The organism is Pseudarthrobacter sp. SORGH_AS 212 (assembly GCF_030818145.1).
GTDB lineage: Bacteria > Actinomycetota > Actinomycetes > Actinomycetales > Micrococcaceae > Arthrobacter.
This window is the reverse complement of sequence record NZ_JAUTAA010000001.1, coordinates 3,440,712-3,466,253: the sequence shown is the minus strand read 5'-3', so window position 1 is coordinate 3,466,253 and position 25,542 is coordinate 3,440,712. Positions and strand designations below refer to the sequence as shown.

The window sequence follows — 25,542 nt, the reverse complement described above, 5'->3', positions numbered from 1 at the left end:
TGCCAGCTGTGACCGGCGCAACAGGCAGGACCGCAAAAGTTACGCCGCGGGCTGACAATGCCAGCCCGCGGCGCAACCCGCGCACGCGGCAAGGAACGTAATCGTCAGGACTTGACGATGGCGGCGCTCCACGGAGCCAGGGCGAGGGCGTCGCCATCCTGGCTTGTCCCGTCGTCGGTGGAGAGCAGGAGGGACCCGCTGACGCCGTCCAGCCGGACTTTCGCGTCGGCGAAGTTCACCAGCACCTCCACGCTGCCGCGGCGGAACCGCAGCCACCCGGAGTCGTCGTCGAACGCCACCTCGGTCTCGCCGAAGCCGAGTCCGGTCAGTTCCGGATGACTGCGCCGAAGTGCAGTCAGCGATTTGTAGAGTTCCAGCAGCCGGGCGTGGTCACCCGTGCCGGCTTCGTCCCAGTCCAGCTTGGACCGGCGGAAGGTTTCCGGGTCCTGGGGATCGGGCACGACGGCGGGATCCCACCCCATGCGCTCGAATTCCTTGATGCGCCCTTCCGCGGTGGCCTTGCCGAGCTCAGGTTCCGGGTGGGAGGTGAAGAACTGCCACGGCGTGGTTGCCCCGTATTCCTCCCCCATGAACAGCATGGGCGTGAACGGCGAGGTCAGCGTGAGCACAGCCGCCACGGCCAGCTGCCCGTAGGACAGCGACTGCGAGAGCCTGTCACCGATGGCCCGGTTGCCGATCTGGTCGTGGTTCTGGTTGCAAACCACCAGAGCTGCCGGGCTCACGAGCGAGGCATTGATGGGCCTGCCGTGGTGCCGGCCGCGGAAGCTGGAGTAGCTGCCGTCATGCAGGAAGCCGTCCTTAAGGACCTTGGCCAGCACGGCCAGGGACTCGAAGTCGGAGTAGTACCCGGTGGTTTCGCCGCTGACGTTGACATGGACCGCGTGGTGGAAGTCGTCGCTCCACTGCCCGGCCAAGCCGTATCCGTTGGCGTCCCGCGGGTAGATCAGGCGGGGGTTGTTCAGGTCGGACTCCGCGATCAGGGTTTTGGGGAGCCCGGTTTCGGCCGAGACAGCGTCACCCAGGGCTCCGAACTCCTCGAGGATGTGCACAGCCCGTTCGTCGCGCAGGGCGTGCACGGCGTCGAGCCGCAGCCCGTCCACGTGGTAGTCCCGGAGCCACAGCGCGAGGTTGTCCAGGATGTACTCGCGGACAACGTCGGAGCCGGGTCCGTCGAGGTTGACGGAGTCGCCCCAGGTGTTGGCGTCGCCCTGTTTCAGGTACGGGCCGAACTTGGGCAGATAGTTGCCGCTGGGGCCGAGGTGGTTGTACACCACGTCCTGGATGACGCCGAGCCCGGCCTCATGGGCGGCGTCGACGAACCGCTGGTACGCGGCGGGTCCGCCGTAGCCTTCGTGGACGGCGTACCACTGCACGCCGTCGTAGCCCCAGTTGTGGGTGCCGTTGAACCCGTTGACGGGCAGCAGCTCCACGAAGTCGACGCCCAGGTCTGCGAGGTAGCCGAGCTTCCCGGCGGCAGCGTCCAGGGTTCCTTCCGGGGTGAAGGTGCCCACGTGGAGTTCGTAGATTACCGAGCCGGTGAGTTCCCTGCCCTTCCAGCCGGAATCCTGCCACGCGTACGCGGCGGGATCGAAGGTCCGGGACAGCTCGTGGACTCCTGCAGGTACCCGCCGGGACCGGGGGTCCGGCAGCGGGTGGCTGTCGCCGTCGAGCTGGTAGCCGTAGTCCACTTCGCCGTCGGCCGGCGCGTCCGGGGCGGTCCACCAGCCCTCCGTGCCGGGCGCGGTGTCCTTCTTCACCATGGGGTACTCCCGGCCGCCCGCCACGAGGGTCACGGAAGAGGCGTCGGGCGCCCAGACGTCGAAGCGTTCGGGTCCTTGGTTGACCAGGGTCATGCGTTTCCTCCATCCACAGGGACCAGCAGCGCCACCGGGTAGGTACCCAGCACGTCAGCCACCAACACGCTGCCCGCACCAAATTCGGCGCCCGTCAGTTCGTCACGCATAGGAGCGGGAAGTTCGACGGCGGTATCGCGCCACCCGCCGCCGGCTGCAAGGCCCGCAGGCAGCCGCGTTGCCAGGGTCACCGCCCCGGGTGTGCCGTCGGCCGCGCCGCGGGAGAACCCGAGCAGGTGTCCGGCGGCGGCACCGTTTGCCGTCACCGGGACATAGCCCCCGAAGAGCTCCGGCCGGTCCCGCTTGAGCCGGAGCGCCCGCGTGGTGGCCAGGAGCTTGCTGGCTTCAGTGCCCGCTTCAGGCAACGTGCCGGCGTCGATCTTGGCCAGCTCGGCTTCCCGGAGTGCGAAGTCCACGGGCCGGCGGTTATCGGGATCGGTCAGGGACCGTTCCCAGAATTCGCTGCCCTGGTAGACGTCCGGAACGCCGGGCATGGTCAGCTGGACCAGCTTGGCGGAGAGGGAGTTGGACGCTGCGAAGGCATCAATGCGTGCCACGAAGTCCTCCACCACCTTGGCTACACCGACGTCGTCGAACACAGCATCCACGGCGGCCTTCACCCGGGACTCGAAGCCCTCGTCCGGGTCAGTCCACTTCGTGGAGTTGCCGGCCTCGCGTGCAGCCTTCTCGGCGTAGCCTTGGAGCCGCTCCCGGCTGGCGGGCCAGGCGCCGACGATGGCCTGCCACAGCAGGTTCTCGTAGGGGCCGTCCGGGATGGGAGCCAGCTTCCGGAGGGTGTCCAGTGTGGCGGCCCACTCCCCCGGCAACTCGGCGATCACGGAGATCCGTGCCCGGGCGTCCTCGCTGCGCTTGGTGTCGTGCGTGGACATGGTGGTCATGGACAGCGGCAACTCGTCCTGCCGCCGGCGCATCCGGTGATGGAACTCCTCCGGGGACACAGCGAACTCGGTGGGTTCTGCGCCCACCTCGGTCAGGGTGCCCAGCCGGGTGTAGCGGTAGAACGCGGTGTCCTCCACGCCCTTGGCCATCACCATGCCGGAGGTCTGCTGGAACCGGACGGCGATGGGGTTGGCCGGGTCCAGCAGCAGCGGGAGGAGCGTCCCCACGGCAACGGCAAGGTCCGGACGGTGTTCGGCGGCAGATTCGCAGGCTTCCTTCAGGACCTCGGCCCCGGTGGGCAGGTAGCTCCGGTACACCGGGAAGGAGGCGATGACCTCTGCCAGGGCATCGGCCGCTTCCTCCAGTGCCACTCCGTGGGATTCCGGGACCAGCCGGGCCAGGCGCAGCACTTCGGAGCGGAGGATGCCGTCGGCGATCATCCGCTTGGTGCCGCGGATCATCTCCGCGTAGTCGGCGGCCTCGGGAGTGCCACGCAACTCAGCGTCCAGCGCGTTCAGGGACTCTTCTCCGGCAGGATCCACGAACACCCGGTCCACGACGGCAAGCGCGTCATAACCGGTGGTGCCCTCACAGGCGAAGTCCCCCGGCAGCACCTCGCCGGGTTCCAGGATCTTCTCCACCAGGACGTAGGCGCCGCCGGTGAGCTCCTTCAGCCACCGCAGGTAGCCTGCGGGGTCGGCCAGGCCGTCCGGGTGGTCGACGCGCAGGCCGTCCACCAGGCCTTCGGTGAACCAGCGGCCAACCTCGGCGTGGGCTTCTTCGAAGACGGCGGGAGTTTCCACCCGGATGCCGGCCAACGTGGTCACCGCGAAGAAGCGGCGGTAGTTGAGCTCGGCGTCGGCGCGGCGCCAGTCCATCAGCTGGTAGTGCTGGCGGCTGTGCACCTCCTGGGGGGAGTCCCCTTCGGAGTACGTTCCTTCGGCGAGGGGGAACCGGTGGTCGTAGTACCGGAGTTCCCCGTCCTTGATTTCCAGCTTGTCCAGGTCCGCATCGGAGCCCAGCATCGGGAGCCGGACCTTTCCGCCGCCCAGGTCCCAGTCGACGTCGAACGCTTCCGCGTACCGTGACCCGCGGCCCTCCTTCAGCAGTGACCACCACCAGGGGTTCTGCACCGGGGTGGCGACGCCCACGTGGTTGGGCACGATGTCCACCAGGACACCCATGCCGTGCTCGCGGGCGGCGCGGGAAAGGGCCAGCAGCCCTTCCGGGCCGCCGCGTTCGGGGTCGACGGCGGAGGGATCGGTCACGTCGTAGCCGTGGTCCGAGCCCTGCTCCGCCGTCAGGATCGGCGACAGGTAAACCCAGTCCACCCCGAGCGACTTCAGGTACGGAACCTTCTCCGCGGCATCGAACAGCGTGAAGCTGCTGCGGATCTGCAGCCGGTAGGTGGAGGCCGGCGTCCTCATGCCTCGGCTTCCTTATCGGCGCCCGTTGCCCTTGCCTCGCTCGCTTCAGCTGCCTTGGTCTGGGCTTCCACCATCTCCTCCTGGGCCTCTTCATGATCGGCCATGGAAGCCAGGGAGGCTGCCGCGGACAGGTCCACTTCGGCTTCCGGGCCGGAGTAGGCGCGCAGCACCACCATGGACTTGGCGTCCAGCGTCAGTGTTGCACCGGCTTTGAGGGGTTCGTAGGCATCAGCCTGGGCTGCGGTGTCGATCAGGACCTCCCAGTACTGCGAGTACTCGTCAGACGGCAACAGGAAGTCCACATCGTCGTCGTGGGCGTTGAAGGCCATCAGGAAGCTGTCGTCGGTGATGCGGCGGCCCCGGGAGTCCTGCTCCTGGATTCCGTCGCCGTTGTAGAAGACGCCGATGGTCCGGCCGAAGCCGCTGCCCCAGTCCTCGGGCAGCATTTCGGTGCCGTCAGTCTTCAGCCAGACGATGTCGGGCAGCTTTTCGCCCTCGCCGCGGCGGACTGGGCGGCCATCGAAGAAGCGGCTGCGGCGGAAGGTGGGGTGGTCGTGCCGGAGCTTGTTCACGAAGGCTGTGAACTCCACCAGGGGCTGGTCCATCGCTTCCCAGTGGATCCAGCTCAGCTCGGAGTCCTGGCAGTAGGTGTTGTTGTTGCCCTGCTGGGTACGGCCCAGTTCGTCGCCGTGCAGCAGCATGGGCACGCCCTGGGAGAGCAGCAGCGTGGCGATGAAGTTCCGCTGCTGGCGGGCGCGGAGGGTCAGCACCTTCTCGTCGTCGGTGTCACCCTCCTCGCCGCAGTTCCAGGACCGGTTGTGCGATTCGCCGTCGTTGTTGCCTTCGCCGTTGGCGTCGTTGTGCTTCTCGTTGTAGGAGACCAAGTCCCGCATGGTGAAGCCGTCGTGGGCGGTAACGAAGTTGATGGATGCGACCGGGCGGCGCGCGGAGCTCTCATAGAGGTCGGCGGAGCCGGTGAGGCGGGAAGCGAATTCACCCAGGGTGGACGGTTCGCCGCGCCAGAAGTCGCGGACGGTGTCGCGGTACTTTCCGTTCCATTCCGTCCACTGCGGCGGGAAGTTGCCCACCTGGTAGCCGCCGGGGCCAACGTCCCAGGGCTCGGCGATCAGCTTGACCTGGGAAACGATGGGGTCCTGCTGGATGAGTTCGAAGAACGTGGAGAGCTTGTCAACGTCGTAGAACTCGCGGGCCAGGGTGGAGGCAAGGTCGAAGCGGAAGCCGTCAACGTGCATTTCGGTGACCCAGTAGCGCAGGGAGTCCATCAGCAGCTGCAGGGAGTGCGGGTGGCGCACGTTGAGCGAGTTGCCCGTGCCGGTGTAATCCATGTAGTGCTTGAGGTCGTTGTCCACCAGCCGGTAGTACGCCTGGTTGTCGATGCCCTTGAAGGACAGGGTGGGGCCCAGGTGGTTGCCTTCGGCCGTGTGGTTGTACACAACGTCGAGGATGACCTCGATGCCCGCACGGTGCAGGTCGCGGACCATGGCTTTGAATTCCTGGACCTGGTGTCCCACGTCGCCGGTGGAGCTGTAGGTGTTCTGGGGCGCGAAGAAGCCGATGGTGTTGTAGCCCCAGTAGTTGTTGAGACCCTTCTCCTGCAGTGTGCCGTCGTTGACGAACTGGTGCACCGGCATGAGCTCTATTGCCGTAACGCCGAGCTTCTTGAGGTGCTCGATGACGGCGGGGTGGGCCACGCCTGCGTAGGTGCCGCGCTGCTCTTCGGGGATCTCCGGGTGCAGCTCGGTGAGGCCCTTGACGTGCGCTTCGTAGATGACGGACTGGTGGTACGGGACGCGGAGCTGCCGGTCGCCGTCCCATTCGAAGAACGGGTTGATGACCACGCCGTGCATGGTGTGCGCGGCCGAGTCGGCGTCGTTGCGCGAATCCGGATCACCGAACTCGTAGGAGAAGAGAGCCGGGTCCCAGTCGATTTCGCCCTGGATGGCCTTCGCGTAGGGGTCCATCAGGAGCTTGTTCGGGTTGAAGCGGCTGCCGTTGGCGGGCTCGTAGGGTCCGTGGACGCGGTAGCCGTATTTCTGGCCGGGCTGGATCTGGGGCAGGTAGCAGTGCCAGACGTAGCCGTCCACCTCGGTCAGTTCGATCCGCGTCTCGGTCAGGTCGTCAGCCAGGAGGCAGAGTTCCACCCGTTCGGCCTGTTCGCTGAACAGTGCGAAATTGGTGCCGGTGCCGTCAAAGGTCGCTCCCAGCGGGTAGGCGGTTCCAGGCCAGACTTCCATCGTGCTCCTCATTTGTTGGTCAGCAGCAGAGGACATCGGAACGCCCCTACTGCCGGTGCGAACTAATGCCTACCGTAATGGTTGGCTGTGACTATTACGTTTCAAGGCTCCAGAGTTACTAAGCATGCTGACTTTACCCCAGATTTCGGGTATGGCGTCAGCGACCGCACCCGCGGTGATCGGACCGCCCGAGCGCGCGTCCGACGCCGCCCTCCCGGCGGTGCCGTGCAGCGCAGCTCCCAGCGCGGCCAGCGCAGCCCAGCGGCCGTCGTCGTCGATGCCCATGGGGCGGAAACGGTCGACGGCGGGACCCACCTGGGCGAGCAGGGCGCCGATGACGCCGGCCAGGACGTCGCCGCTTCCGGCAGTGGCTAGCCAGGGCGTGCCGTCAGCCTGGCTGAAGGCTCCGCCGCCGGGCGCGGCCACCAATGTGGCGGGACCTTTGAGCAGGACGGTTGCCCCGGTCAGGTCCGCTGCTTTACGGACGGCTTCAAAGGTGGCGGCTTCCACGGCCTCGCGGTCGCCAAACCTGGCGTCGGCTTCACCCTCCAAACGCTTCAGCAGCGCCGCGAGCTCGCCGGCGTGCGGGGTCAGCACCACATGCGGAGCGAGCTTTTGGGGCAACGCCGGCAGCGCGCCGGCGTCGGCTACAACGGGCAGGCCGGACTCGATCGCAGCGCGTGCCCGTGCCAGTTGTTCGTTGTCCTCCGGCCCCATGCCCGGGCCCACCAGCCAGGCCTGCACCCGGTTGTCCGCCACGGATCCGTCGCTGCACACCACTTCGGGGCAGGAGTGCCGCACCAGGTCCGCCACCTCGGGCGGGCCAAGGTACCGGACCATGCCCACGCCGGCGGCAAGTGCCCCGCGGCAGGCCAGCACGGCGGCGCCCGGATACTGCACGGAGCCGGCCACGATGCCCAGGACCCCGCGCGAGTATTTGTGCGCCCGCCGGGCGGGATGGGGCAAAAGGCCGGAGAGCTCCGCGTCCCCGAGCCGGCGGAGGACCGGAGCGGGAAGGTGTTCTTCGATGCCGATGGGAACCACGTGCACCCTGCCGGCACGGTCCGAACCGGGGTCAGCCAGCAGGCCCGCCTTGGCGCCGCCGAACGTCACCGTCAGGTCGGCGGGCAGCACCGGCCCGGCCGCCTCGCCCGTGTCTGCGTTGACGCCGCTGGGCAGGTCGCATGCCACCACGAATCCGTTACTGCCGGCAGCGTCGCGCGCCTCAAGGACGGCCTCAACCAACGCGGCAGCACTCCCCCGCAGTCCACCTTTGGCGCCCGTGCCCAGGATGGCATCAATGACGACGCCGGCACGCCGGGTCTCCGCGGCCAGCGGCTTGAGTGCCTCTTCGGTCAGTTCCTCCGCACGGCCGCCGGCACGCCTGAAGGCAGCCAGCGCCGCCGGGTGCGCCGCGCCGCCGGTGAGGACCGCCGTCGTACGCATCCCCCGGGAGGCGAGGAAGGCGGCGGCGTAGAGGCCGTCGCCGCCGTTGTTGCCTTTGCCGGCCAGCACCACCACTCGCGTGCCGTAGACGCGGTCCCCACGCGAACGAAGCTCGGTGACCACCGCGTTAGCGAGGCCGTGGGCGGCGCGCTGCATCAGGACATCACCGAGCCCGGCGGCGAGGAGCGGCTCCTCGGCTGCACGGACCTGTGTTCCGCTGTAGGCGTTGATCATTGACTGAGGTCCCAGCGGGCGGGGCCGGGTCAGCCCTCGGCCAGGACCGTTGCCGTGGCGATGCCGCCGTCGTGGCTGATGGACAGGTGCCAGCGCTTGACGCCCTTGGCCTCCGCGACTGCCAGCACCGTGCCCTTGACCTGCACGGTGGGCCCGTTGTGGTCCAGGCCGATCCAGCAGTCCTGCCAGTTCATGCCGGCCGGCGCGCCGAGGACCTTGGCCACGGCTTCCTTGGCCGCGAACCTGGCCGCCAGGGACCGGGTGTTGAGCTCGCGCTCGGCAGGCACGAACAGCCGGTCCCGAAGGCCCGGTGTCCGTTCCAGTTGGCGGCCGAACCGCTCAATGTCTACTACGTCTACCCCAATGCCAACGATCATGGAACTACTCTACGGTGACGCTCTTGGCGAGGTTGCGTGGCTGGTCCACGTCGTAGCCCTTCGCGGCGGCGAGTTCGGCCGCGAAGATCTGCAGCGGGACGGTGGTCAGCAGCGGCATCAGCAGCGAGGGGGTTTCCGGGACGTAGAAGACGTGCTCGGCGTAGGCCTTCACGGCCTCGTCGCCTTCCTCCGCGATCACCAGGGTCCTGGCGCCGCGGGCACGGATTTCCTGGATGTTGGAGACCACCTTGGCGTGCAGCGAATCGCGGCCGCGCGGGGACGGGACCACCACGAACACCGGCTGGCCCTCATCGATCAGGGCGATCGGGCCGTGCTTGAGCTCGCCGGCGGCGAACCCTTCGGCGTGGATGTACGCGATCTCCTTGAGCTTCAGCGCACCTTCCAGGGCCACCGGGTAGCCCACGTGCCGGCCCAGGAACAGCACCGACTTCTCGTCGGCCATGGACCGGGCCAGTTCCCGCAGCGGGCCGGCGTTGTCCAGGATGGTCTGGATCTTCTCGGGGATCTTGGCCAGGTCCGCGAGGACGTCCTTGATCTGGCCGGAGAAGATGTTCCCGCGAAGCTGCGCCAGGTACAGGCCCAGCAGGTACGCGGCCGTGATCTGGGCCAGGAACGCCTTCGTGGACGCCACGGCGATCTCCGGGCCGGCGTGCGTGTACAGCACGGCGTCGGACTCACGCGGGATGGTGGACCCGTTGGTGTTGCAGATCGAGATGGTCTTCGCGCCCTGCTCGCGGGCGTACCGGACAGCCATCAGGGTGTCCATGGTCTCGCCGGACTGGGAGATGGACACCACCAGGGTGTTCTCGTCCAGGATCGGGTCCCGGTACCGGAACTCGTGCGCGAGCTCCACCTCGGTGGGGATCCGGCACCAGTTCTCAATGGCGTACTTGGCCACCATTCCGGCGTACGCGGCGGTGCCGCAGGCCAGCACCACGATCTTGTTGACCTGCTTCAACAGCTCCGGGTCGATCCGCAGCTCGTTCAGGGTCAGCTTGCCCTCCAGGTCGGACCGGCCCAGCAGGGTCTGCGCCACGGCATCGGGCTGGTCATGGATTTCCTTCTCCATGAACGAGGAGAAACCGCCCTTCTTCGCCGAAGCCGGGTCCCAGTCCACGTGGTATTCCTTGCCCTCGGCCGGGTTGCCGAAGAAATCCGTGATCACCACAGTGTCCGCGGTGATGGTGACAATCTGGTCCTGGCCCAGCTCCACCGCCCGGCGGGTGTAATCAATGAACCCGGACACGTCCGAGCCCAGGAAGTTCTCCCCATCACCCAGGCCCACCACCAGCGGCGAGTTGCGGCGGGCAGCAACCACGACGTCGGGCTGGTCCGCGTGGACAGCCAGCAGCGTGAAGGCGCCCTCGAGGCGCTGGCAGGCCAGCTCCATGGCCTTCGTCAGGCCGCCGTCGGAGACGTCCCCGCCCAGCTGGTTCCGGAAAATATCCGCCACCAGCGCGGCAGCAACCTCGGTGTCGGTCTCGGACAGGAACTTCACGCCCTTGTCGATCAGTTCAAGCTTGAGCTCTGCAAAGTTCTCGATAATGCCGTTGTGGATCAGGGCCAGCCTGCCCTCATCAGCCAGATGCGGATGCGCGTTCCGGTCCGTGGGGCCGCCGTGCGTGGCCCAGCGGGTATGGCCAATACCAGTCAGGGTCTCCGGCAGCGGGTGCTCCTCCAGCTCGGCAATCAGGTTGCTCAGCTTCCCGGACTTCTTCCGCGACTCAATCACGCCATCGGAGACGACGGCGATGCCCGCAGAGTCATAACCGCGGTACTCCAGCCGGCGAAGCCCCTCAAGGACCACATCCAAAGCACTGTGACCACTAACGGCGCCGTCAACAGAACGGCCTACATACCCCACGATTCCACACATAAGGCTAAGAATATCGGGTTCCGGTGCGTTGCCTGTAACCGGACCCGGATTCTTGAGCCCTTCTTGCACGTCCCGCCGCGCCCCGGAGCCGGTTCATTTCGCTATGCGCGGAGTGCGGGGCAGAATCTCTAACGTGACTTTGCAACGCAACGAGGCGAACGGGGAGGGTGCCTCCCCGTTCGTGGAACTGGACCGGCAGACCTGGTCCAGGCTGGCAGCCCAGATGGAACAACCCCTCAATGAAGAGGATATTGTCCGCCTGCGCGGCCTTGGCGATCCCCTGGACATGAAGGAAATCCGCGAGGTCTACCTTCCGCTGTCCAGGCTCCTGCACCTGTACGTCGAAGCGGCAGGGCAACTGCACGCGGCCACCACCACCTTCCTGGGCGAACAGACACAGCGCACCCCGTTCGTCATCGGCGTTGCCGGGTCGGTTGCCGTGGGCAAGTCCACCATTGCGCGCGTGCTGCGGGAGATGCTGCGTCGCTGGCCCGGCACCCCCAACGTGGAGCTCATCACCACGGACGGCTTCCTGTATCCCCTGGCCGAACTCAAGCGGCGGCAGCTGCTGGACCGGAAGGGCTTCCCGGAGTCCTACGACCGGCGGGCGCTGCTGCGGTTCGTCAGCGAGATCAAAGGCGGGGCCGAGGAAGTCCACGCACCCTGGTACTCGCATGTCACGTACGACATCGTTCCCGAAAAGGAAGTGGTGGTCCGCCGGCCGGATGTCCTCATTGTGGAAGGCCTGAACGTGCTGGCGCCGGCGCGCCCGCGGCATGACGGCCGGCAGGGGCTGGCGCTGAGCGACTTCTTCGACTTCTCCATTTACGTGGACGCCAAGACCTCCTATATCGAGGAGTGGTACGTGGACCGGTTCCGGAAGCTGCGGACCACGGCGTTCGCGCAGCCGGAGTCCTACTTCCACCGGTACGCCAGCCTGTCCGATGACGAGGCGGAGAGCACCGCCAGGGACATCTGGAAGCGGATCAACGAGCCCAACCTGGAGGAGAACGTCCTTCCCACCAGGGGGCGGGCGCAGCTGGTTCTCACCAAGGACGCCGACCACACCATCCGCCGGATGCTCCTGAGGAAGGTCTAGCACAGGTGTGCCATAACTGCGCCGTTTCAGCCGTAACGGCCAGCCGCCGGAGCTTCGCCCGCTTCCTCGCAGTGGGGGCCGGGCTGACCGTTCTCACCGCCTGCACCCCTGTGGCACCCGAGGCCGCGCCGCCGTCGTCGGCCCCGCTGCCGGCTGCCCCTGCGCCGTCCCCCACTGTGTCCACGGCACCCGCTGCCGTCTCTGAGGCCGCTCCCACAGGGGCAACGCTTCCCGCGGCTGCTGCAACCCCTTCCTCGTCCGCGGCGCTCCCCCGCCAGTTTTCACTCACCGATCCGGCCAGCCCGTGGGTAGTCGTCAACAAGCACCGGCCGCTGGCGCCTGCTGACTATGCGCCGGCGGACCTGGTGAGTCCCGCCGTCGGGATCTCCGCGTCGGGTGAGTCCGCGCTGCTGAACAGTACGACGGCGGCAGCGGCCGAGGCGATGTTCGCGGCTGCGTCGCGGGACGGCGTGGTCATGGTCCTGGCCAGCGGGTACCGCTCCTATGCCACGCAAGTGTCCACGTACAACGGGTACGTGGCCGCGCGCGGGCAGGCGGACGCGGACACCGCCAGCGCCCGGCCCGGCTACTCGGAGCACCAGACAGGCTGGTCCTTCGACATTGCCGACGGCGGCGGGGCGTGCGCCTTCCAGCCGTGCTTCGCGGAGCAACCGGCCGCGGTCTGGGCGAAAGCCAACGCCCACCGGTTCGGGTTTGTGGTGCGGTATCCGTGGATGTTCCATGAGACCACCGGGTATTACTACGAGCCGTGGCACCTGCGGTACATCGGCGTGGAGGCGGCAACCGACATGTCCGCACGCGGGATTGCCACGCTCGAGGAGTACTTCGGTGTGGGGGCGGCACCGGGATACCCCTAACGGACAATGCGGCCAGTAGGTTCCCAACACGGTTCAAAATAGGGGCCGGGGTTCACACAGGGTTAACAGACGTGGGCTAGCTTTGAACTCATGTTGACCGGATTCAAGAATTTCATCATGAAGGGCAACGTCGTAGACCTTGCCGTCGCTGTTGTGATGGGTGCCGCGTTCGGCGCCGTCGTCACATCGATCGTGGAAGGTCTGCTCACACCGCTGATCGGCCTTCTGTTCCAGGCGAAGGGAATCGAGGAGATGCAGTGGGAGGGCTTCCTCTACGGGCGCGTCATCTCCGCCGTCATTTCGTTCGTGCTGATTGCCGCCGCCATCTACTTTGTTGTGGTCATGCCCATGAACCACATGATCGAGCGGCGCAACCGCCGGCTCGGCATCAACCCTGACGTCAAGGAAGAATCTGCAGAGGATCCGCAGATCGCCCTGCTCACCGAGATCCGCGACGAGTTGCGAAGCCGCTCGTCCTAGCCGATATGCACGTGAGGCCCGTTTCCATTCGTGGAAGCGGGCCTCACGTGTTTGTGCAGCTATTCGCTGAGGAGTTCCAGCGCGAGCTCCGTGCGGACCACCTGTGCTAAGTGTTCTGCGATGGACTGGGCGGTTTCCTCGTCGGCAGCCTCCACCATGACCCGGACCACGGGCTCGGTGCCCGAGGGGCGGAGGAGGACGCGGCCCGTTTCTCCCAGGGCGGCCTCGGCGGCTTTGACGGCTTGGGCCAGGACGTCATTGCTGTTGACCTTGGTGCGGTCCACGCCCTTGACGTTGATGAGGACCTGCGGGAGCTTGGTCATGACGGCGGCCAGGTCCTTGAGGGATGTCCCGGTCAGGGCCACCTGGGCGGCGAGCTGCAGGCCGGTGAGCAGGCCGTCGCCGGTGGTGGCGTGGTCCGAGAAGATGACGTGGCCGGACTGTTCCCCGCCGAGGTTGAAGCCGCCTTCGCGCATGTTTTCCAGGACGTAGCGGTCCCCCACGGCTGTTTCGCGGATGCTGATGCCGGCGTTGCGGAGGGCGATCTTGAGGCCGAGGTTGCTCATGACGGTGGCCACCAGGACGTCGTCGTTGAGCTTGCCGGCCTTTTTGAGGGCGACGGCGAGAATCGCCATGATCTGGTCGCCGTCCACTTCGTTGCCTTCGTGGTCCACGGCCAGGCAGCGGTCCGCGTCGCCGTCGTGGGCGATGCCAAGGTCCGCGCCGTACTGAAGGACGGCTTCCTTGAGCGGGCCCAGGTGGGTGGAGCCCACGCCGTCGTTGATGTTGAGCCCATCCGGGTCGGCGCCGATGACAATGACGTCCGCGCCGGCGTCCTTGAAAACCTGCGGTGAGCAGCCGCTGGCGGCGCCGTGGGCGCAGTCCAGGACCACTGTGAGGCCCTCGAGGCGGTGCGGGAGGGTGCTGAGGAGGTGGACGACGTAGCGGTCCTCTGCGTCGGAGAAGCGCTGGATGCGTCCGACGTCGGGGCCTATGGGCCGGACGGCTTCGTTGTGCATCTGGGCCTCGATGGCGTCTTCCACGTCGTCGGGGAGTTTCTGGCCGCCGCGGGCGAAGAACTTGATGCCGTTGTCCGGTGCCGGGTTGTGCGAGGCGGAGATCATGACGCCGAAATCGGCTTCCAGGTCTGCCACCAGGTACGCGGCGGCCGGGGTGGGGAGGACGCCGGCGTCGTAGACGTCGATTCCCGAGCTGGACAGCCCGGCCTCCACCGCGGCGGCGATGAATTCTCCGCTGGCACGCGGATCACGGGCCACCACGGCGCGGGGCCGGGAGCCGTTGGAGTTGCGGTCGTGGCCAAGTACGACGGCGGCCGCCTGGGCCAGCTGCAGGGCCAGCTCCGCTGTCAGCAGGCCGTTGGCCAGCCCCCGGACACCATCAGTTCCAAATAATCTAGACACCGGTCAAGTGTATGGGATGGCGGTCCTTCAATTTGAAACGGCTGGCCAGCCGGATACGGCCGCCCACCCTGTGGATATGGCTAAACGCAAGAAGCCCGCCCCGCCAACGGCGGGACGGGCTTCTGTGCAAGCGGATTTAGCGCTTGGAGTACTGCTGAGCCTTGCGGGCCTTCTTGAGACCGGCCTTCTTACGCTCGATGACACGGGCGTCGCGGGACAGGTAACCGGCCTTCTTCAGGGTGGCGCGGTTATTCTCGACGTCGATCTCGTTCAGGGAACGGGCGATGCCGAGGCGCAGGGCACCGGCCTGGCCGGAGATGCCGCCGCCGTGGATGCGGGCGATGACGTCGTAGGCGCCTTCGAGATCAAGGATCTTGAAGGGCTCGTTGACGTCCTGCTGGTGCAACTTGTTCGGGAAGTAGTTGTCCAGCGCGCGGCCGTTGATGGTCCACTTGCCGGAGCCCGGAACAACGCGAACGCGCGCAACGGCTTCCTTGCGGCGGCCAACTGCTGCGCCTGCAACGGTCAGTGCCGGGCGCTCCTTCTTGGGAGCGGCTTCAGCAGCTGAGCTCTCAGAGGTGTAGCTGGTGGGGATTTCCTCAGCCTCAACGGCTTCGGTGGTCAGTTCTTCGTTCTGAGCCACGATTCTCCTTGTGTTAAGTAAGTTGTTTGGTGGCCAGGACTACTGGGCGACCTGGGTGATTTCGAAAGTCTTGGGCTGCTGTGCGGCGTGGGGGTGCTCAGCACCGCGGTACACCTTCAGCTTGCCCAGCTGCTGTGCAGCGAGGGAGTTCTTGGGGAGCATGCCCTTGATGGCCTTCTCAACGGCGCGGACCGGGTTGGATTCCAGCAGTTCCGCGTAGTTGACGGAGGTCAGGCCGCCCGGGTAGCCGGAGTGGCGGTATGCGCGCTTCTGCTCCAGCTTGGCGCCGGTCAGGGCAACCTTCTCAGCGTTGATGATGATGACGAAGTCGCCCATGTCCATGTGGGACGCGAAGGTGGCCTTGTGCTTGCCGCGCAGCAGGATTGCGGTCTGGCTGGCAAGACGACCAAGGACAACGTCGGTGGCGTCAATGACGTGCCACTGGCGGTTGATATCGCCGGGCTTCGGGGTGTACGTACGCACGGTGTTTGCCTCGTTCTTGTTCTGGCGTTCTTTGTTTAGGCACCACTCAGGGGTGAGCACCTACTTTCTGCGCGCTACCGGAACAGAGGTGAGGGCTCTATGTAACCAGTCATCCTGAGGTTCCGAATGTGCACGTTGAGTAGTTATCCTGCAACCGGATTCTCAAGCGGGCACGCACCATCGGAATAGGACACGCACAACGACTTACAAGATTAGCGTGCCAGGGGGTTCAGGGTCAAAATGGGGTAGCCGCAGGCCACCACAGCGCCGCCGGCAGGATGAGCGCAGGGGGACGCGGTGTTTACAGAGGGTGCTGGCGTCGGCGCCGGATGGGCTTTCGTGCTGGGCGCAGCACTCTCCCCGGCCGCGGAGGTTCTGATTGCCAGGTTCCTTCCCCGGCTGGGCGGAATGCCGTTGCCCTCGGCAAGGATTACGACGGCCGCACTTACGGGAGTTGCGTGCGCTGCCTTTGCGTTCCGCTTTGGAGTTTCCTGGACCCTGCCGGCATTTCTTTTCCTCGCCGTGCTCGGAGTTCAGTTGGCCAGGATTGATTTCTCACTTCACCTACTGCCGAATCCTCTTGTATTAATGCTCTTGGCCGGGGGAATTGCCCTCCTCCTGGCGCCATCAGCATTTAATCAGCATGCTGACAATATGCTTCGCGCACTCCTGGGCATGGTCATTTTGTTCGCTGGGTATCTAATTCTGGGGCTGATTTCCCCGGGAGCCATCGGAATGGGCGACGTCAAACTCGCGGCACCGGTTGGCCTATACCTCGGGTACCTAGGTTGGAGCCAGCTCCTCTATGGCGGACTCCTCGGGTTCGTCCTCAACGGCCTGGTCACCGTCATCCTGCTGAAGCAAAAAACCCGGAGCAGGGCCTCAGAAGTGCCTCACGGACCTTCCATGCTCGGCGCTACGGCCATCGTCGCCCTGCTCCTGCACTAGCCACCACACGACCGCCGCAGCCGGGGCTTGCGGCGCGGCGCCACATGCCGAATCCAAGTAGTCCGCCCAGTACTCACACCAGATCCTGCGTACTACGGTGTCTTTTCAGGTACGCATATTTGGCCACGCTGAAAAAACTCGAGTACCACTACGCATTGTTGCCGCCAACCCCCCAATGACAATCTCTTCCTAGCGAAGTCCAGCCGCTAAGGAATTATGGGGGCAGCTGGAAATTCGTTGAAATCTATTCAATCCATTTCACCGAATTAAGGAAATACAATGACTTCTCTCATGGTCTCGATGATGGCATTTGTCGCCGGCGTCAAGGATCGCTTCTCCTCCGAAAAGGGCGCCACGGCCACGGAGTACTCCCTGCTGGTCGGACTCATTGCACTTGTCATAGTGGTGGGCGTCGGCGCCTTCGGCGGCGCTCTGAACGATTGGTTTGACACTCTCGGTGACTCAGTGAAGAACAACTTCAAGGCCCCGACCACTCCCTAGCGCGGATTCAACTAGGCATTCCAGGGGTGTGCTGCGCAATTCCGCATAGCACACCCCTGACCGGTAGCAGCCACCATAACCCTGGTTGAGAGGTACCAATGAAACGCCAAAGCGAACAGGGCGCAGTCGCCGTCGAATTTGCTCTCGTTGCGCCGATCTTGATCGCCCTGATCATCGCCGTGGTCGAGTTCGCCAACGTCTACAACGTCCAGGTCTCCGTAACCCAGGCCTCGCGCGAAGCAGCCAGGACGGTGGCCGTCACCAAAGACACCTCCAAGGCAACCGCCGCCGGCAGGGCTGGAGCACCGTCTATCAACTCATCGCTGTTGAACTTTGACTATTCGGCGGCAGCCTGTCCCGCATCTACGGCGAATGCGCTTGTGACGGTTACGTACAACGGACCGACGCTCACCGGCTTCTTTGGGTCAACTCTTTCTCTCACTGGAAAGGGAGCCATGCAATGCGGCGGCTAGAACTCAAACCTACGATCGCGCGTGAATCCGCGGAGCGCGGCGCTGCTGGCGTTACCGTAGCCCTGATGCTCCTGGTCCTCATAGGAGCTGGAGCGCTGGCGGTTGATACCGGCCAAATCTACGCCGAACGCGCACAACTGCAGAACGCCGCTGATTCATCCGCGTTAGCTGTTGCGGCAAGCTGCGCCAAGGGCAGTTGCAACACCGCCCTGAGCGGTGCTTCATCATTAGCGGGGCAACTGGCGAACGCCAACTCCAATGACAGCGCATCGACCGTAAGGAGTATCGACACCTCTGTGGCCCACCAGGTCACCGTTGCAACCTCAACAAAGGACGGCACATCGGGTGCGGGCTTCCTATCAAAGCTGTTCGCATCCGCGCTCACTGATGCTCCGCCGGCCACCGTAGGTGCGACTGCTACAGCCAGCTGGGGCGGCGCTCCGCTAACCGGGCCGGCCACACTCCCGATGACTTTCGCGCCGTGCCAGTTCGATTTTTCAGGTAAGACCATCGCCATGTTCAGCAAGGGCAAGGACGTCAACTGTGCTGGGGATTCTTCTTCATCGGGGAAAGTGATTCCCGGTGGCTTTGAATTCATCAAAACAATCGGCGGTAAGTGCACCTCTCAGGTCTACCCGCCAAGCCCTGCCAATGCCGACCCCACATTGCCCTTCGTCAACTCGGGCACCGGAGCCAGCATGCCATCCGAATGCAGCAAAGGTGCGATGGCCTCGTACGTGGGTCAAGTAGTCCTGATCCCCGTCTTCAGCGGCACCAGCGGCACTGGAGATAAGGCCATTTACTACATCAAGGGTTTCGCTGCCTTCTTCCTGGAGGGGTTCAAGATCGGTGGCAGCGATTGTGCCGGCGACTACTCGCTGATTGCCGCTAAATGCGGCGGGTCAGAAAACGGCATTCAAGGGCACTTCCAAAAATGGGTAGCTGATTCCGGTCAATACACGGGGGGTGGCTACACCGAAGGCGGGGCCACGCTTCCACCTCAACTCATCAAGTAGTCACTACAAGGGGATAGCAATGAAAGCACGCCTACTGGGAGGCATTGCCGCGCTGGTTGTAGCGGTCATAGGTACAGTCCTCCTATTCAATTACGTTCAGGGCGCGGACCGTCGCGCACTTGCCAACACGGAAACGGAAGACGTCCTGATCGTCAGGCAGAACGTTCCGGCCGGCACACCGGCTAGCCAACTCAGCCAGTACGTCGCCACAAAAGCCGTCCCCAAGACCGCAGTGGCGTCGGACGCCCTCGAGGATCTCACCTCAGTCGGATCGAAGGTGACATCAGTTGGCTTGGTACCCGGCGAGCAACTCCTCAGCAGCCGCCTCGTCGAGTCAAGCACCTTCATCGGCCCGGCTCGGGTTGAGGTCCCCGAAGGGCTCCAGGAAATCACTGTCCAGCTCGGGATCGACCGGGTGGTTGGCGGGACAGTACAAGCCGGCGACACCGTCGGAGTGTTCCTCTCCCTCGGAGACACCGCCGGCGAAGGCAACGGGACCCAACTGACATTCCACAAAGTCCTGGTCACCGCAGTGCAGTTCAGCTCAGGACAAGCCGTCCAGACTCAAGGCGAAGCCGCCCAGGCCAGCTCTACAGGTGCCCTGAAGTCCGAGGGCAGCAAGCAGGCCTCCAGCGATTCTTACCTGATCACTCTCGCGAGGAATTCTGTTGACGCGGAAAAGCTCGTGTACGCGGCGGAATTCGGAAAAATCTACCTATCCAAGGAGCCTGACGGAGCCACTGAGGGCACCAGCGGCGTAGTGAACCAGACCAAGGTGTTCCGATGAGCCGCTTCGTTCTCATCACGTCCTCAGCCGACTTCGAACGCTCAGTCCGGTCATCGCTGGCTCCGCTGAGCGGGTCCGTGCAGTCCTTCCAGGCCAACTACCTGCCTGAATCCCCCGAAGACATCCTTCGGCAGCAAGCGGGCGAACCCCCTGAGGTACTCATCCTCGGACCAGGGCTGCCTCGGGAGGACGCGCTGAAGTTCGCCGCCGTCATGGATCTCCAGTACCCGGAAGTCAGCATCGTCCTGGTTGCGGAGGATGACGGCGAGCTGGCCCTTCACGCGATGCGTTCCGGTGTACGGGACATCCTCGCCCCCACTGCCGATATGGAACAGATCCGGGCCCTCGTGGAACGGGCCAGCCTGGCAGCGGCGGGTCGCCGGCGGGGGCTATCGCCCAACACCGCGGAACGGCCGGCAGCGGAAGGCGGCAGGGTCATAGCAGTCATGTCGCCCAAAGGAGGAGTCGGCAAGACAACCGTCGCCACCAATCTTGCCGTCGGCCTGGGCCAGCTTGCTCCCATGAGCGTGGTCCTGGTGGACCTGGACCTGCAGTTTGGTGACATTGCGAGCGGACTGATGATCGAGCCCGAATTCACGATCACCGATGCCGTGGTTGGGGCGGCCAGCCAGGACTCAATGGTCCTGAAAACGTACCTGTCACTGCACCCCGGCAACATCTATGTCCTGTGCGCTCCCCGCAACCCCATCGAGATGGACAGGATCTCCGGAGAGCACATCAGCCACCTCCTCCGTCAACTGCGCACTGAGTTTCAGTACGTGGTGGTGGACACGGCGCCCGGGTTGGGCGAGCACGTTCTGGCAACGCTGGAACAGGCAACAGACGCCGTGTGGGTCTGCGGCATGGACGTGCCGAGCATCCGCGGGCTGCGCACCGGGTTCCAAATCCTTTCGGAACTCGACCTGCTGCCGGACAACCGCCATGTGCTGCTGAATATGGCCGACCGGCGGACCGGGCTGACGGTGCAGGATGTCGAAGCCACCATTGGCGCCCCGGTGGACGTTGTCCTGCCACGCTCCAGGGCCGTGCCGTTTTCAACCAACAAGGGCGTTCCCCTTCTGCAGGACGGCAGCCGCGACGCGACCGCAAAAGGGCTGCGGCAGCTCGTAGAGCGATTCAAACCCAATTGGGAAGGCCCCCGCAAGAAGCTCCACAGAAGGGCGGTTGTACAGTGACTCTCTCAAATCGATTCGCAAAGTTGCGCGGCGAGGAGCCGGATGGTTGGCCTGCTCCCGATGCAACCGAGTCCGCACAGGCGCCCGCCACGCTGGGAGCTATCCAACAGGCGCAGGCAGCCGAACAGGCCCAGACGCCGGCCATAGTTGATGTCACTGCCGGCAGCGCCAGCGAAGCACTCAACGGATTGAAGGAACGGGCAAGCCAGGCACTCTACGAGCGTCTCGGTTCACGGATCACCGATTCTTCCCTCGACGAAGCCGAGCTGCACCAGTTCGTCAAGGATGAACTCAAGGCAGTTGTAGACGACGAACAGGTCCCACTTTCCCAGGGCGAGCGACAGCGCCTGACCCGGGAGATCATCGACGACGTCCTGGGGTACGGCCCCATGCAACGCTATCTCGATGACCCGACGGTCACAGAAATCATGGTGAACCGGGCCGATCAGATCTACGTGGAACGCGGCGGCCACCTCTATCTCACTGACACCAAGTTCGCCAGCGAAGAGGCACTCCGGAAGGTGATCGAAAGGATCGTCACCCGGATCGGCCGCCGGATTGACGAGTCATCACCCCTGGTGGACGCCCGGTTGGCGGACGGGTCACGTGTCAACGCCATCATCCCTCCGTTGGCAGTCAACGGTGCATCTCTCACCATTCGCAAGTTTGGCCGTGAGGCGCTGACAGTCCAGAAGCTGATTGAGTTCGGCAGCCTGTCCCCCGAAATGGCGGAACTGCTTCAAGCCTGCGTCCTTGCCCGCATGAACATCATTGTCTCCGGGGGCACAGGAACCGGTAAGACGACCATGCTGAACGTGCTGTCCTCATTCATCCCCGCCACTGACCGCATCGTGACCATTGAGGACGCGGTGGAACTGCAGCTTCAGCAGGATCATGTGGTCCGGTTGGAGAGCCGACCCGCCAACATCGAAGGGAAGGGCGAAGTCTCCATCCGTGATCTGGTCCGCAACTCACTGCGAATGCGGCCAGACCGCATCGTAGTGGGTGAGGTCCGGGGCGGAGAATCCCTGGACATGCTGCAAGCCATGAACACGGGCCACGACGGCTCGATCTCGACGGTGCATGCCAATTCGCCTCGAGACGCAGTGGCCCGCTTGGAAACACTTGTCCTGATGGCCGGCATGGACCTGCCTTTGCGCGCAATTCGCGAGCAGATTGCTTCGGCCGTGAACCTCATCGTGCATATCTCAAGGCTCCGGGACGGGACCCGCAGGGTTACACACATAACGGAGGTCCAGGGTATGGAGGGGGACATTGTGACCCTCCAGGATGCTTTTGTCTTCGACTACTCGGCGGGAATCGATGCCAACGGCAAATTCCTCGGCAAGCCAGTACCCACTGGCGTCAGGCCTCGGTTTACCGACCGGTTCGAAGAGCTTGGCATCAGGATCTCCCCTGCCGTATTCGGTGCACACACAGTCAGGGGCCGGTGATGGAGCCAGAAGTACCCGCGACAATCGCCGTTCTGGGCGTTGCTGCCATTTTCGCAGCAGTCATCCTGCTGTTTACTGTCGTCCTCAAGCCAGGCAACACCATTCCCCTGTCCCGCCGACGGCCGGACGTTCCGATTGCCTCTTCCAAGCTGACGGTGCTGACCGACTCCGCGGTCGGTGCCATCAACAAGCAGCTCAAGGGAAAGGACGATTTCATCATCAGCCGGGAGAAGCTGGAGCGGGCGGGTCTCAAGACCCAGCCGGCCAACTTCCTGCTCATGATGGGTGCCGGCACTCTGGCCGGTAGCGTCTTTGGTTTCCTTCTGGGCGGCTTCTTCTTTGCGATCTTGATGCTCGCGGTGGTGCCGGCCGGATTCCTCGCCACCCTTTCTGTCCTTGAGTCCAGGCGGAGGAGCAAGTTCGATGAGCAACTCCCGGACACACTTCAAATGCTCACCGGCAGCATGCGAGCCGGGCACTCGCTGCTCCGGGCCATCGACGCATCGGCGCGGGAATCGGACGCCCCGATGTCTGAAGAGCTGGCCAGGATCGTGAACGAAACCAGGATTGGCCGTGACCTCAACGCATCAATGACAGACGTTGCCGGCCGCACTCGGAGCGAAGACTTCGCATGGATCTCCCAAGCTATTGAGATCCACCGGGAAGTCGGCGGCGACCTTGCGGAAGTCCTCGATCACGTGGGAGAGACCATCCGCGACCGGAACCAGATACGGCGCCAGGTCAAGGCCCTCAGCGCCGAAGGAAAAATGTCCGCGGGAGTCCTGATGGCGCTTCCCGTCGTACTCTTCTTCGCCCTGATCTTCATCAACGGCCAGTATGCGAAGACCTTCACCAGCACGGTCCCTGGATTCCTGATGCTCGGGGCCGCAGCAATCATGCTCACGGCCGGCGGCTTCTGGCTCAGCCGGCTCATCAAACCGAAGTTCTAGGAGGCCGGTCATGTCACCATTGGCTTTAGGTGCGATTCTCGCTATCGTCCTGCCCATCACTTACCTGGTGTGGTCGGTCGCGGCAACCGACAGAGTCGCCATCCGCAACATCCAGGCAAACCTGGGGCAGCGGGCAAGGAATGCCGCGCCGCAGAATCTGTCCGCAGAGCTCGCCGCTCTCACCCTCAAGATCACCCCCGCTGGGTATGTTGCCTGGCTGGACAAGCAGCTGGCCGCGATGGGTCGCCCCAAGGAGTGGCCCCTTGAGCGCCTGCTGATGGTCAAGCCGCTCCTGGCGCTTGGCGGTGCCACGCTGGGCATCTTCTATTTCCTCGCTAATCCGGAGCCCTCACGCTTCGCCATTTTCCTGGCGGCTGCCGCCTTCGGCTACTTCGCACCAGACCTGCTGGTCCGGAGCACAGCGGAGAAGAGGCGGGCGAAGATTCGTCAGGAATTGCCGAACACATTGGACCAGATGCTGATCTCGGTTCAGGCGGGACTCGGTTTCGAGGCCGCCATGGCACGCACGGCCCAGAACGGAACCGGGCCACTTGCTGATGAAATGACGAGGACCCTTCAGGACATGCAGGTGGGACGTTCCCGGAAAGAGGCCTACCTTGCCATGTCCGACCGGGTCGACGTCCCGGACCTCCGCTCTTTCATCCGGGCCATTGTGCAGGCTGACGCGTACGGCATTGCTATCGCCAAAGTCCTCAAGGTGCAGGCGCAGGAGATGCGGCTCAAGCGGCGCCAACGGGCCGAGGAACACGCCATGAAGATCCCAGTTAAGATCCTCTTTCCACTGATCTTCTTCATCTTTCCGACCCTCTTCATCATCCTGCTCGGACCGGCAGTCATGAACATCGTCGCGGCGTTCTCCTAGTCGATCAGCAACGGTCAGGCAAGCTCCCCGTATCAACATCGCGTCAGCGTCTCCTCAAAGACCGGACCCCCTCGGCACCCAGAACCGAGGGGGTCCTTTTTGCCTGCCGGGAAGGCTACGCCCAGTGCGAGCGCAGGACAGGACCATCGAACGCACAGCATCTGCGCAGCTCACGAAGCCTTTCCGCAGGATGTTCCAAGATCCGGATCTGGCACCAAATCCCGTTGCTAACTTCGTTTCAGTGCTGGTGAAGGGCCAGCCATCCGTCTCGCACAGGAGTCACAATGCTTGCTCTCTACACCAACCTCATGATCCGTCTTCGCAGTGAAGAAAAGGGCGCAACTGCCGTCGAATACGGCATCATGGTCGCCCTCATTGCAGTCGTTATCATCGTCGCCGTCAGCACCCTGGGCGGTCAGCTCGGTGACCTGTTCACCGGGGTCAACACCGACATCGCGACGCCTCCGGAGCCCACAACAGCGGCTGTTCGTCCGGCCAGCTAAAACCTCTCCAACGTCCGGTTCCGGACCCCATATCGGAACCGCATAGCCCAACGCAGGGAATGAATCAGTCATGCAGGAGGAGGTGCAGCAGATGACGAAAGAATCGGAACGCGGAGCAGCCGCCGTCGAATTCGCCATCCTGCTGCCCCTCCTCCTGATGCTGGTGCTGGGAACCATCGAGTTTGGGCGCGCCTACAACACCCAAATCACCCTCACCAACGCGGCCCGCGATGGTGTCCGGGTCATGGCGATCGCCAACGACCCAGCGGGCGCCAAGACAGCCACAAGAAACGCGGCCGCCGCCGTCAGCAGCGCCATCCCGGATTCGAACATCACCATCAGCCCCGCCACCTGCAGCACCGATAAGCAAGTGACCGTCATCATCAGCTACAACCTCTCCACCATCACCGGCATCGCCGGCCCCTTTCCCATGACGGGCAAGGGGGTGATGCTGTGCGGCGGCTAGGCAGTGACAACGAGAAAGGCGCCGTCTCAGTCATCGTCGCCATTCTCCTGGTGACGTTGCTCGGCTTTGTTGCAATCGCCGTCGACGTGGGGGTCATCTACTCCGAACGCGCGCAGCTGCAGAGCGGGGCGGACGCGTCCGCCATCGCGGTGGCGCAGAAGTGCGCCAAGAACACGGCGGACACGCAATGCTCGACGACGGCGACACTCGCCGGCAGCCTCGCCAACCAGAACGCGCTGGACGGCATGAGCAATGTCTACAGCATCCAACTCGATAAAACCGCCCGGACCGTATCGGTGATCACCAGCGCGAAGGAAACCGGCGGCCCGGACAACTCCGTCTCCCTCTTCTTCGCCAATGCAATCGGAATTCCCAGTAAAGAGGTAGGCGCCAAAGCCTCCGCCACATGGGGAACCCCGGCCAAAGGACCGGTCATCCTGCCGCTGGCCATTGCCTACTGCAAGCTGAACATTCCTCCTGGCGGGGCACAGGGCGCCGAACTGGTGCTGGAACAGTCCGTCAATGGGTGCGGAGGCATCCCGGGCGGTTTCGGCTGGATGCAAACCACCTCTTCAAAATGCGCCATCACCGCAACGGCAGGAGCCTCAACCAACGCGGGAATCTGGTTCGCCAGCGACACCGGTGCCAGCGCTCCTTCCACCTGCACGGCATCGGACTTTAGCCAGATGAACAACCAAACCGTCCTCCTGCCGATGTACGACCTGGCAACCGGAACAGGCTCGAGCGGCAAGTACTACATCAAAGGCTTCGCCGCGTTCCACGTGACCGGATACCAATTCGCCAGTATCGGCTGGACGACGGGCCCCAAAGTGGCCAACAAGACCATCAGGGGCTACTTCGTGAAGTTCGTATCCCTGGCCCAAGGATTTGAACTGGGCAGCACACCTGACTATGGCGCCACCATCGCCCGTCTCACCCTCTGACCACAAA

24 protein-coding genes are annotated in these 25,542 nt (G+C 64.4%); 15 read left to right on the top strand and 9 right to left on the bottom strand.

What is annotated here, in order from left to right:
* Nucleotides 1-104: 104 nt before the first annotated feature.
* The 6 genes from treZ to glmS all read right to left on the bottom strand — a co-directional run bounded on the left by treZ (nt 105) and on the right by glmS (nt 10,410).
* Nucleotides 105-1,874: a malto-oligosyltrehalose trehalohydrolase gene (gene treZ, locus QE394_RS15920; protein WP_349035045.1), complete on the bottom strand. Its 1,770-nt coding sequence runs from the start codon at nt 1,872-1,874 to the stop codon at nt 105-107.
* Nucleotides 1,871-4,201: a malto-oligosyltrehalose synthase gene (gene treY, locus QE394_RS15915; RefSeq protein WP_349035044.1), complete on the bottom strand. Its 2,331-nt coding sequence runs from the start codon at nt 4,199-4,201 to the stop codon at nt 1,871-1,873. Before treY ends, treZ begins: the two co-directional genes overlap by 4 nt.
* Nucleotides 4,198-6,456, bottom strand: a complete 2,259-nt coding sequence (glgX, locus tag QE394_RS15910) for a glycogen debranching protein GlgX (protein WP_349035043.1) — start codon at nt 6,454-6,456, stop codon at nt 4,198-4,200. The genes treY and glgX overlap by 4 nt, the downstream gene beginning before the upstream one ends.
* Nucleotides 6,457-6,525: 69 nt before the next feature.
* The gene (locus QE394_RS15905) at nt 6,526-8,136 is read right to left on the bottom strand and encodes an NAD(P)H-hydrate epimerase (protein WP_349035042.1); all 1,611 of its coding nucleotides are present in this window, start codon (nt 8,134-8,136) and stop codon (nt 6,526-6,528) included.
* A 29-nt stretch (nt 8,137-8,165) separates the two neighbouring features.
* Nucleotides 8,166-8,513, bottom strand: a complete 348-nt coding sequence (locus QE394_RS15900) for a holo-ACP synthase (protein ID WP_013601780.1) — start codon at nt 8,511-8,513, stop codon at nt 8,166-8,168.
* A gap of 4 nt (nt 8,514-8,517) precedes the next feature.
* A complete protein-coding gene (gene glmS, locus QE394_RS15895) occupies nt 8,518-10,410 on the bottom strand; it encodes a glutamine--fructose-6-phosphate transaminase (isomerizing) (protein ID WP_349035041.1) in 1,893 nt (630 codons plus the stop codon).
* A 103-nt stretch (nt 10,411-10,513) separates the two neighbouring features.
* Between glmS and coaA the strand changes: the two genes are divergently transcribed.
* The 3 genes from coaA to mscL all read left to right on the top strand — a co-directional run bounded on the left by coaA (nt 10,514) and on the right by mscL (nt 12,867).
* Complete coding sequence (gene coaA, locus QE394_RS15890; protein WP_200937636.1) at nt 10,514-11,509, top strand: type I pantothenate kinase; 996 nt, start codon at nt 10,514-10,516, stop codon at nt 11,507-11,509.
* Between the two features lie 5 nt (nt 11,510-11,514).
* Complete coding sequence (locus tag QE394_RS15885; RefSeq protein ID WP_349035040.1) at nt 11,515-12,387, top strand: M15 family metallopeptidase; 873 nt, start codon at nt 11,515-11,517, stop codon at nt 12,385-12,387.
* 90 nt (nt 12,388-12,477) lie between these two features.
* Nucleotides 12,478-12,867 carry a large conductance mechanosensitive channel protein MscL gene (mscL, locus tag QE394_RS15880; RefSeq protein ID WP_056075270.1) on the top strand — a complete coding sequence of 130 codons (390 nt, stop codon included), beginning with the start codon at nt 12,478-12,480 and terminating at the stop codon, nt 12,865-12,867.
* Nucleotides 12,868-12,926: 59 nt separating this feature from the next.
* Here the strand turns inward: mscL and glmM are convergent, their stop codons facing one another.
* The 3 genes from glmM to rplM all read right to left on the bottom strand — a co-directional run bounded on the left by glmM (nt 12,927) and on the right by rplM (nt 15,414).
* Entirely contained in the window at nt 12,927-14,288 is a 1,362-nt protein-coding gene (gene glmM, locus QE394_RS15875) for a phosphoglucosamine mutase (protein ID WP_349035039.1), read from the bottom strand.
* Nucleotides 14,289-14,424: 136 nt separating this feature from the next.
* The gene (gene rpsI / locus QE394_RS15870) at nt 14,425-14,931 is read right to left on the bottom strand and encodes a 30S ribosomal protein S9 (protein WP_056075274.1); all 507 of its coding nucleotides are present in this window, start codon (nt 14,929-14,931) and stop codon (nt 14,425-14,427) included.
* Nucleotides 14,932-14,970: 39 nt separating this feature from the next.
* Nucleotides 14,971-15,414: a 50S ribosomal protein L13 gene (gene rplM, locus QE394_RS15865; RefSeq protein WP_015937805.1), complete on the bottom strand. Its 444-nt coding sequence runs from the start codon at nt 15,412-15,414 to the stop codon at nt 14,971-14,973.
* 408 nt (nt 15,415-15,822) lie between these two features.
* On the opposite strand from rplM, the gene QE394_RS15860 reads away from it, so the two are divergent.
* The 12 genes from QE394_RS15860 to QE394_RS15805 all read left to right on the top strand — a co-directional run bounded on the left by QE394_RS15860 (nt 15,823) and on the right by QE394_RS15805 (nt 25,535).
* Nucleotides 15,823-16,362 carry a prepilin peptidase gene (locus QE394_RS15860; RefSeq protein ID WP_349035419.1) on the top strand — a complete coding sequence of 180 codons (540 nt, stop codon included), beginning with the start codon at nt 15,823-15,825 and terminating at the stop codon, nt 16,360-16,362.
* Between the two features lie 279 nt (nt 16,363-16,641).
* The gene (locus QE394_RS15855) at nt 16,642-16,863 is read left to right on the top strand and encodes a Flp family type IVb pilin (RefSeq protein WP_056075279.1); all 222 of its coding nucleotides are present in this window, start codon (nt 16,642-16,644) and stop codon (nt 16,861-16,863) included.
* A 98-nt stretch (nt 16,864-16,961) separates the two neighbouring features.
* Nucleotides 16,962-17,336 carry a TadE family protein gene (locus QE394_RS15850; RefSeq protein WP_056075281.1) on the top strand — a complete coding sequence of 125 codons (375 nt, stop codon included), beginning with the start codon at nt 16,962-16,964 and terminating at the stop codon, nt 17,334-17,336.
* Nucleotides 17,324-18,352, top strand: coding sequence for a TadE/TadG family type IV pilus assembly protein (locus QE394_RS15845; protein ID WP_349035038.1), 1,029 nt, complete (start codon nt 17,324-17,326; stop codon nt 18,350-18,352). The genes QE394_RS15850 and QE394_RS15845 overlap by 13 nt, the downstream gene beginning before the upstream one ends.
* Before the next feature lie 19 nt (nt 18,353-18,371).
* Entirely contained in the window at nt 18,372-19,139 is a 768-nt protein-coding gene (locus tag QE394_RS15840; protein WP_349035037.1) for an RcpC/CpaB family pilus assembly protein, read from the top strand.
* The gene (locus QE394_RS15835; protein WP_349035036.1) at nt 19,136-20,335 is read left to right on the top strand and encodes an AAA family ATPase; all 1,200 of its coding nucleotides are present in this window, start codon (nt 19,136-19,138) and stop codon (nt 20,333-20,335) included. The genes QE394_RS15840 and QE394_RS15835 overlap by 4 nt, the downstream gene beginning before the upstream one ends.
* Nucleotides 20,332-21,789, top strand: coding sequence for a CpaF family protein (locus QE394_RS15830; RefSeq protein ID WP_349035035.1), 1,458 nt, complete (start codon nt 20,332-20,334; stop codon nt 21,787-21,789). The genes QE394_RS15835 and QE394_RS15830 overlap by 4 nt, the downstream gene beginning before the upstream one ends.
* Nucleotides 21,789-22,739, top strand: coding sequence for a type II secretion system F family protein (locus QE394_RS15825; protein WP_349035034.1), 951 nt, complete (start codon nt 21,789-21,791; stop codon nt 22,737-22,739). Before QE394_RS15830 ends, QE394_RS15825 begins: the two co-directional genes overlap by 1 nt.
* 10 nt (nt 22,740-22,749) lie before the next feature.
* A complete protein-coding gene (locus QE394_RS15820) occupies nt 22,750-23,622 on the top strand; it encodes a type II secretion system F family protein (protein ID WP_349035033.1) in 873 nt (290 codons plus the stop codon).
* Between the two features lie 284 nt (nt 23,623-23,906).
* Nucleotides 23,907-24,125 carry a Flp family type IVb pilin gene (locus QE394_RS15815; RefSeq protein ID WP_349035032.1) on the top strand — a complete coding sequence of 73 codons (219 nt, stop codon included), beginning with the start codon at nt 23,907-23,909 and terminating at the stop codon, nt 24,123-24,125.
* A 91-nt stretch (nt 24,126-24,216) separates the two neighbouring features.
* Nucleotides 24,217-24,591 carry a TadE/TadG family type IV pilus assembly protein gene (locus tag QE394_RS15810; RefSeq protein ID WP_349035031.1) on the top strand — a complete coding sequence of 125 codons (375 nt, stop codon included), beginning with the start codon at nt 24,217-24,219 and terminating at the stop codon, nt 24,589-24,591.
* Nucleotides 24,579-25,535: a pilus assembly protein TadG-related protein gene (locus QE394_RS15805; protein WP_349035030.1), complete on the top strand. Its 957-nt coding sequence runs from the start codon at nt 24,579-24,581 to the stop codon at nt 25,533-25,535. The genes QE394_RS15810 and QE394_RS15805 overlap by 13 nt, the downstream gene beginning before the upstream one ends.
* The last annotated feature ends 7 nt before the right edge of the window (nt 25,536-25,542 follow it).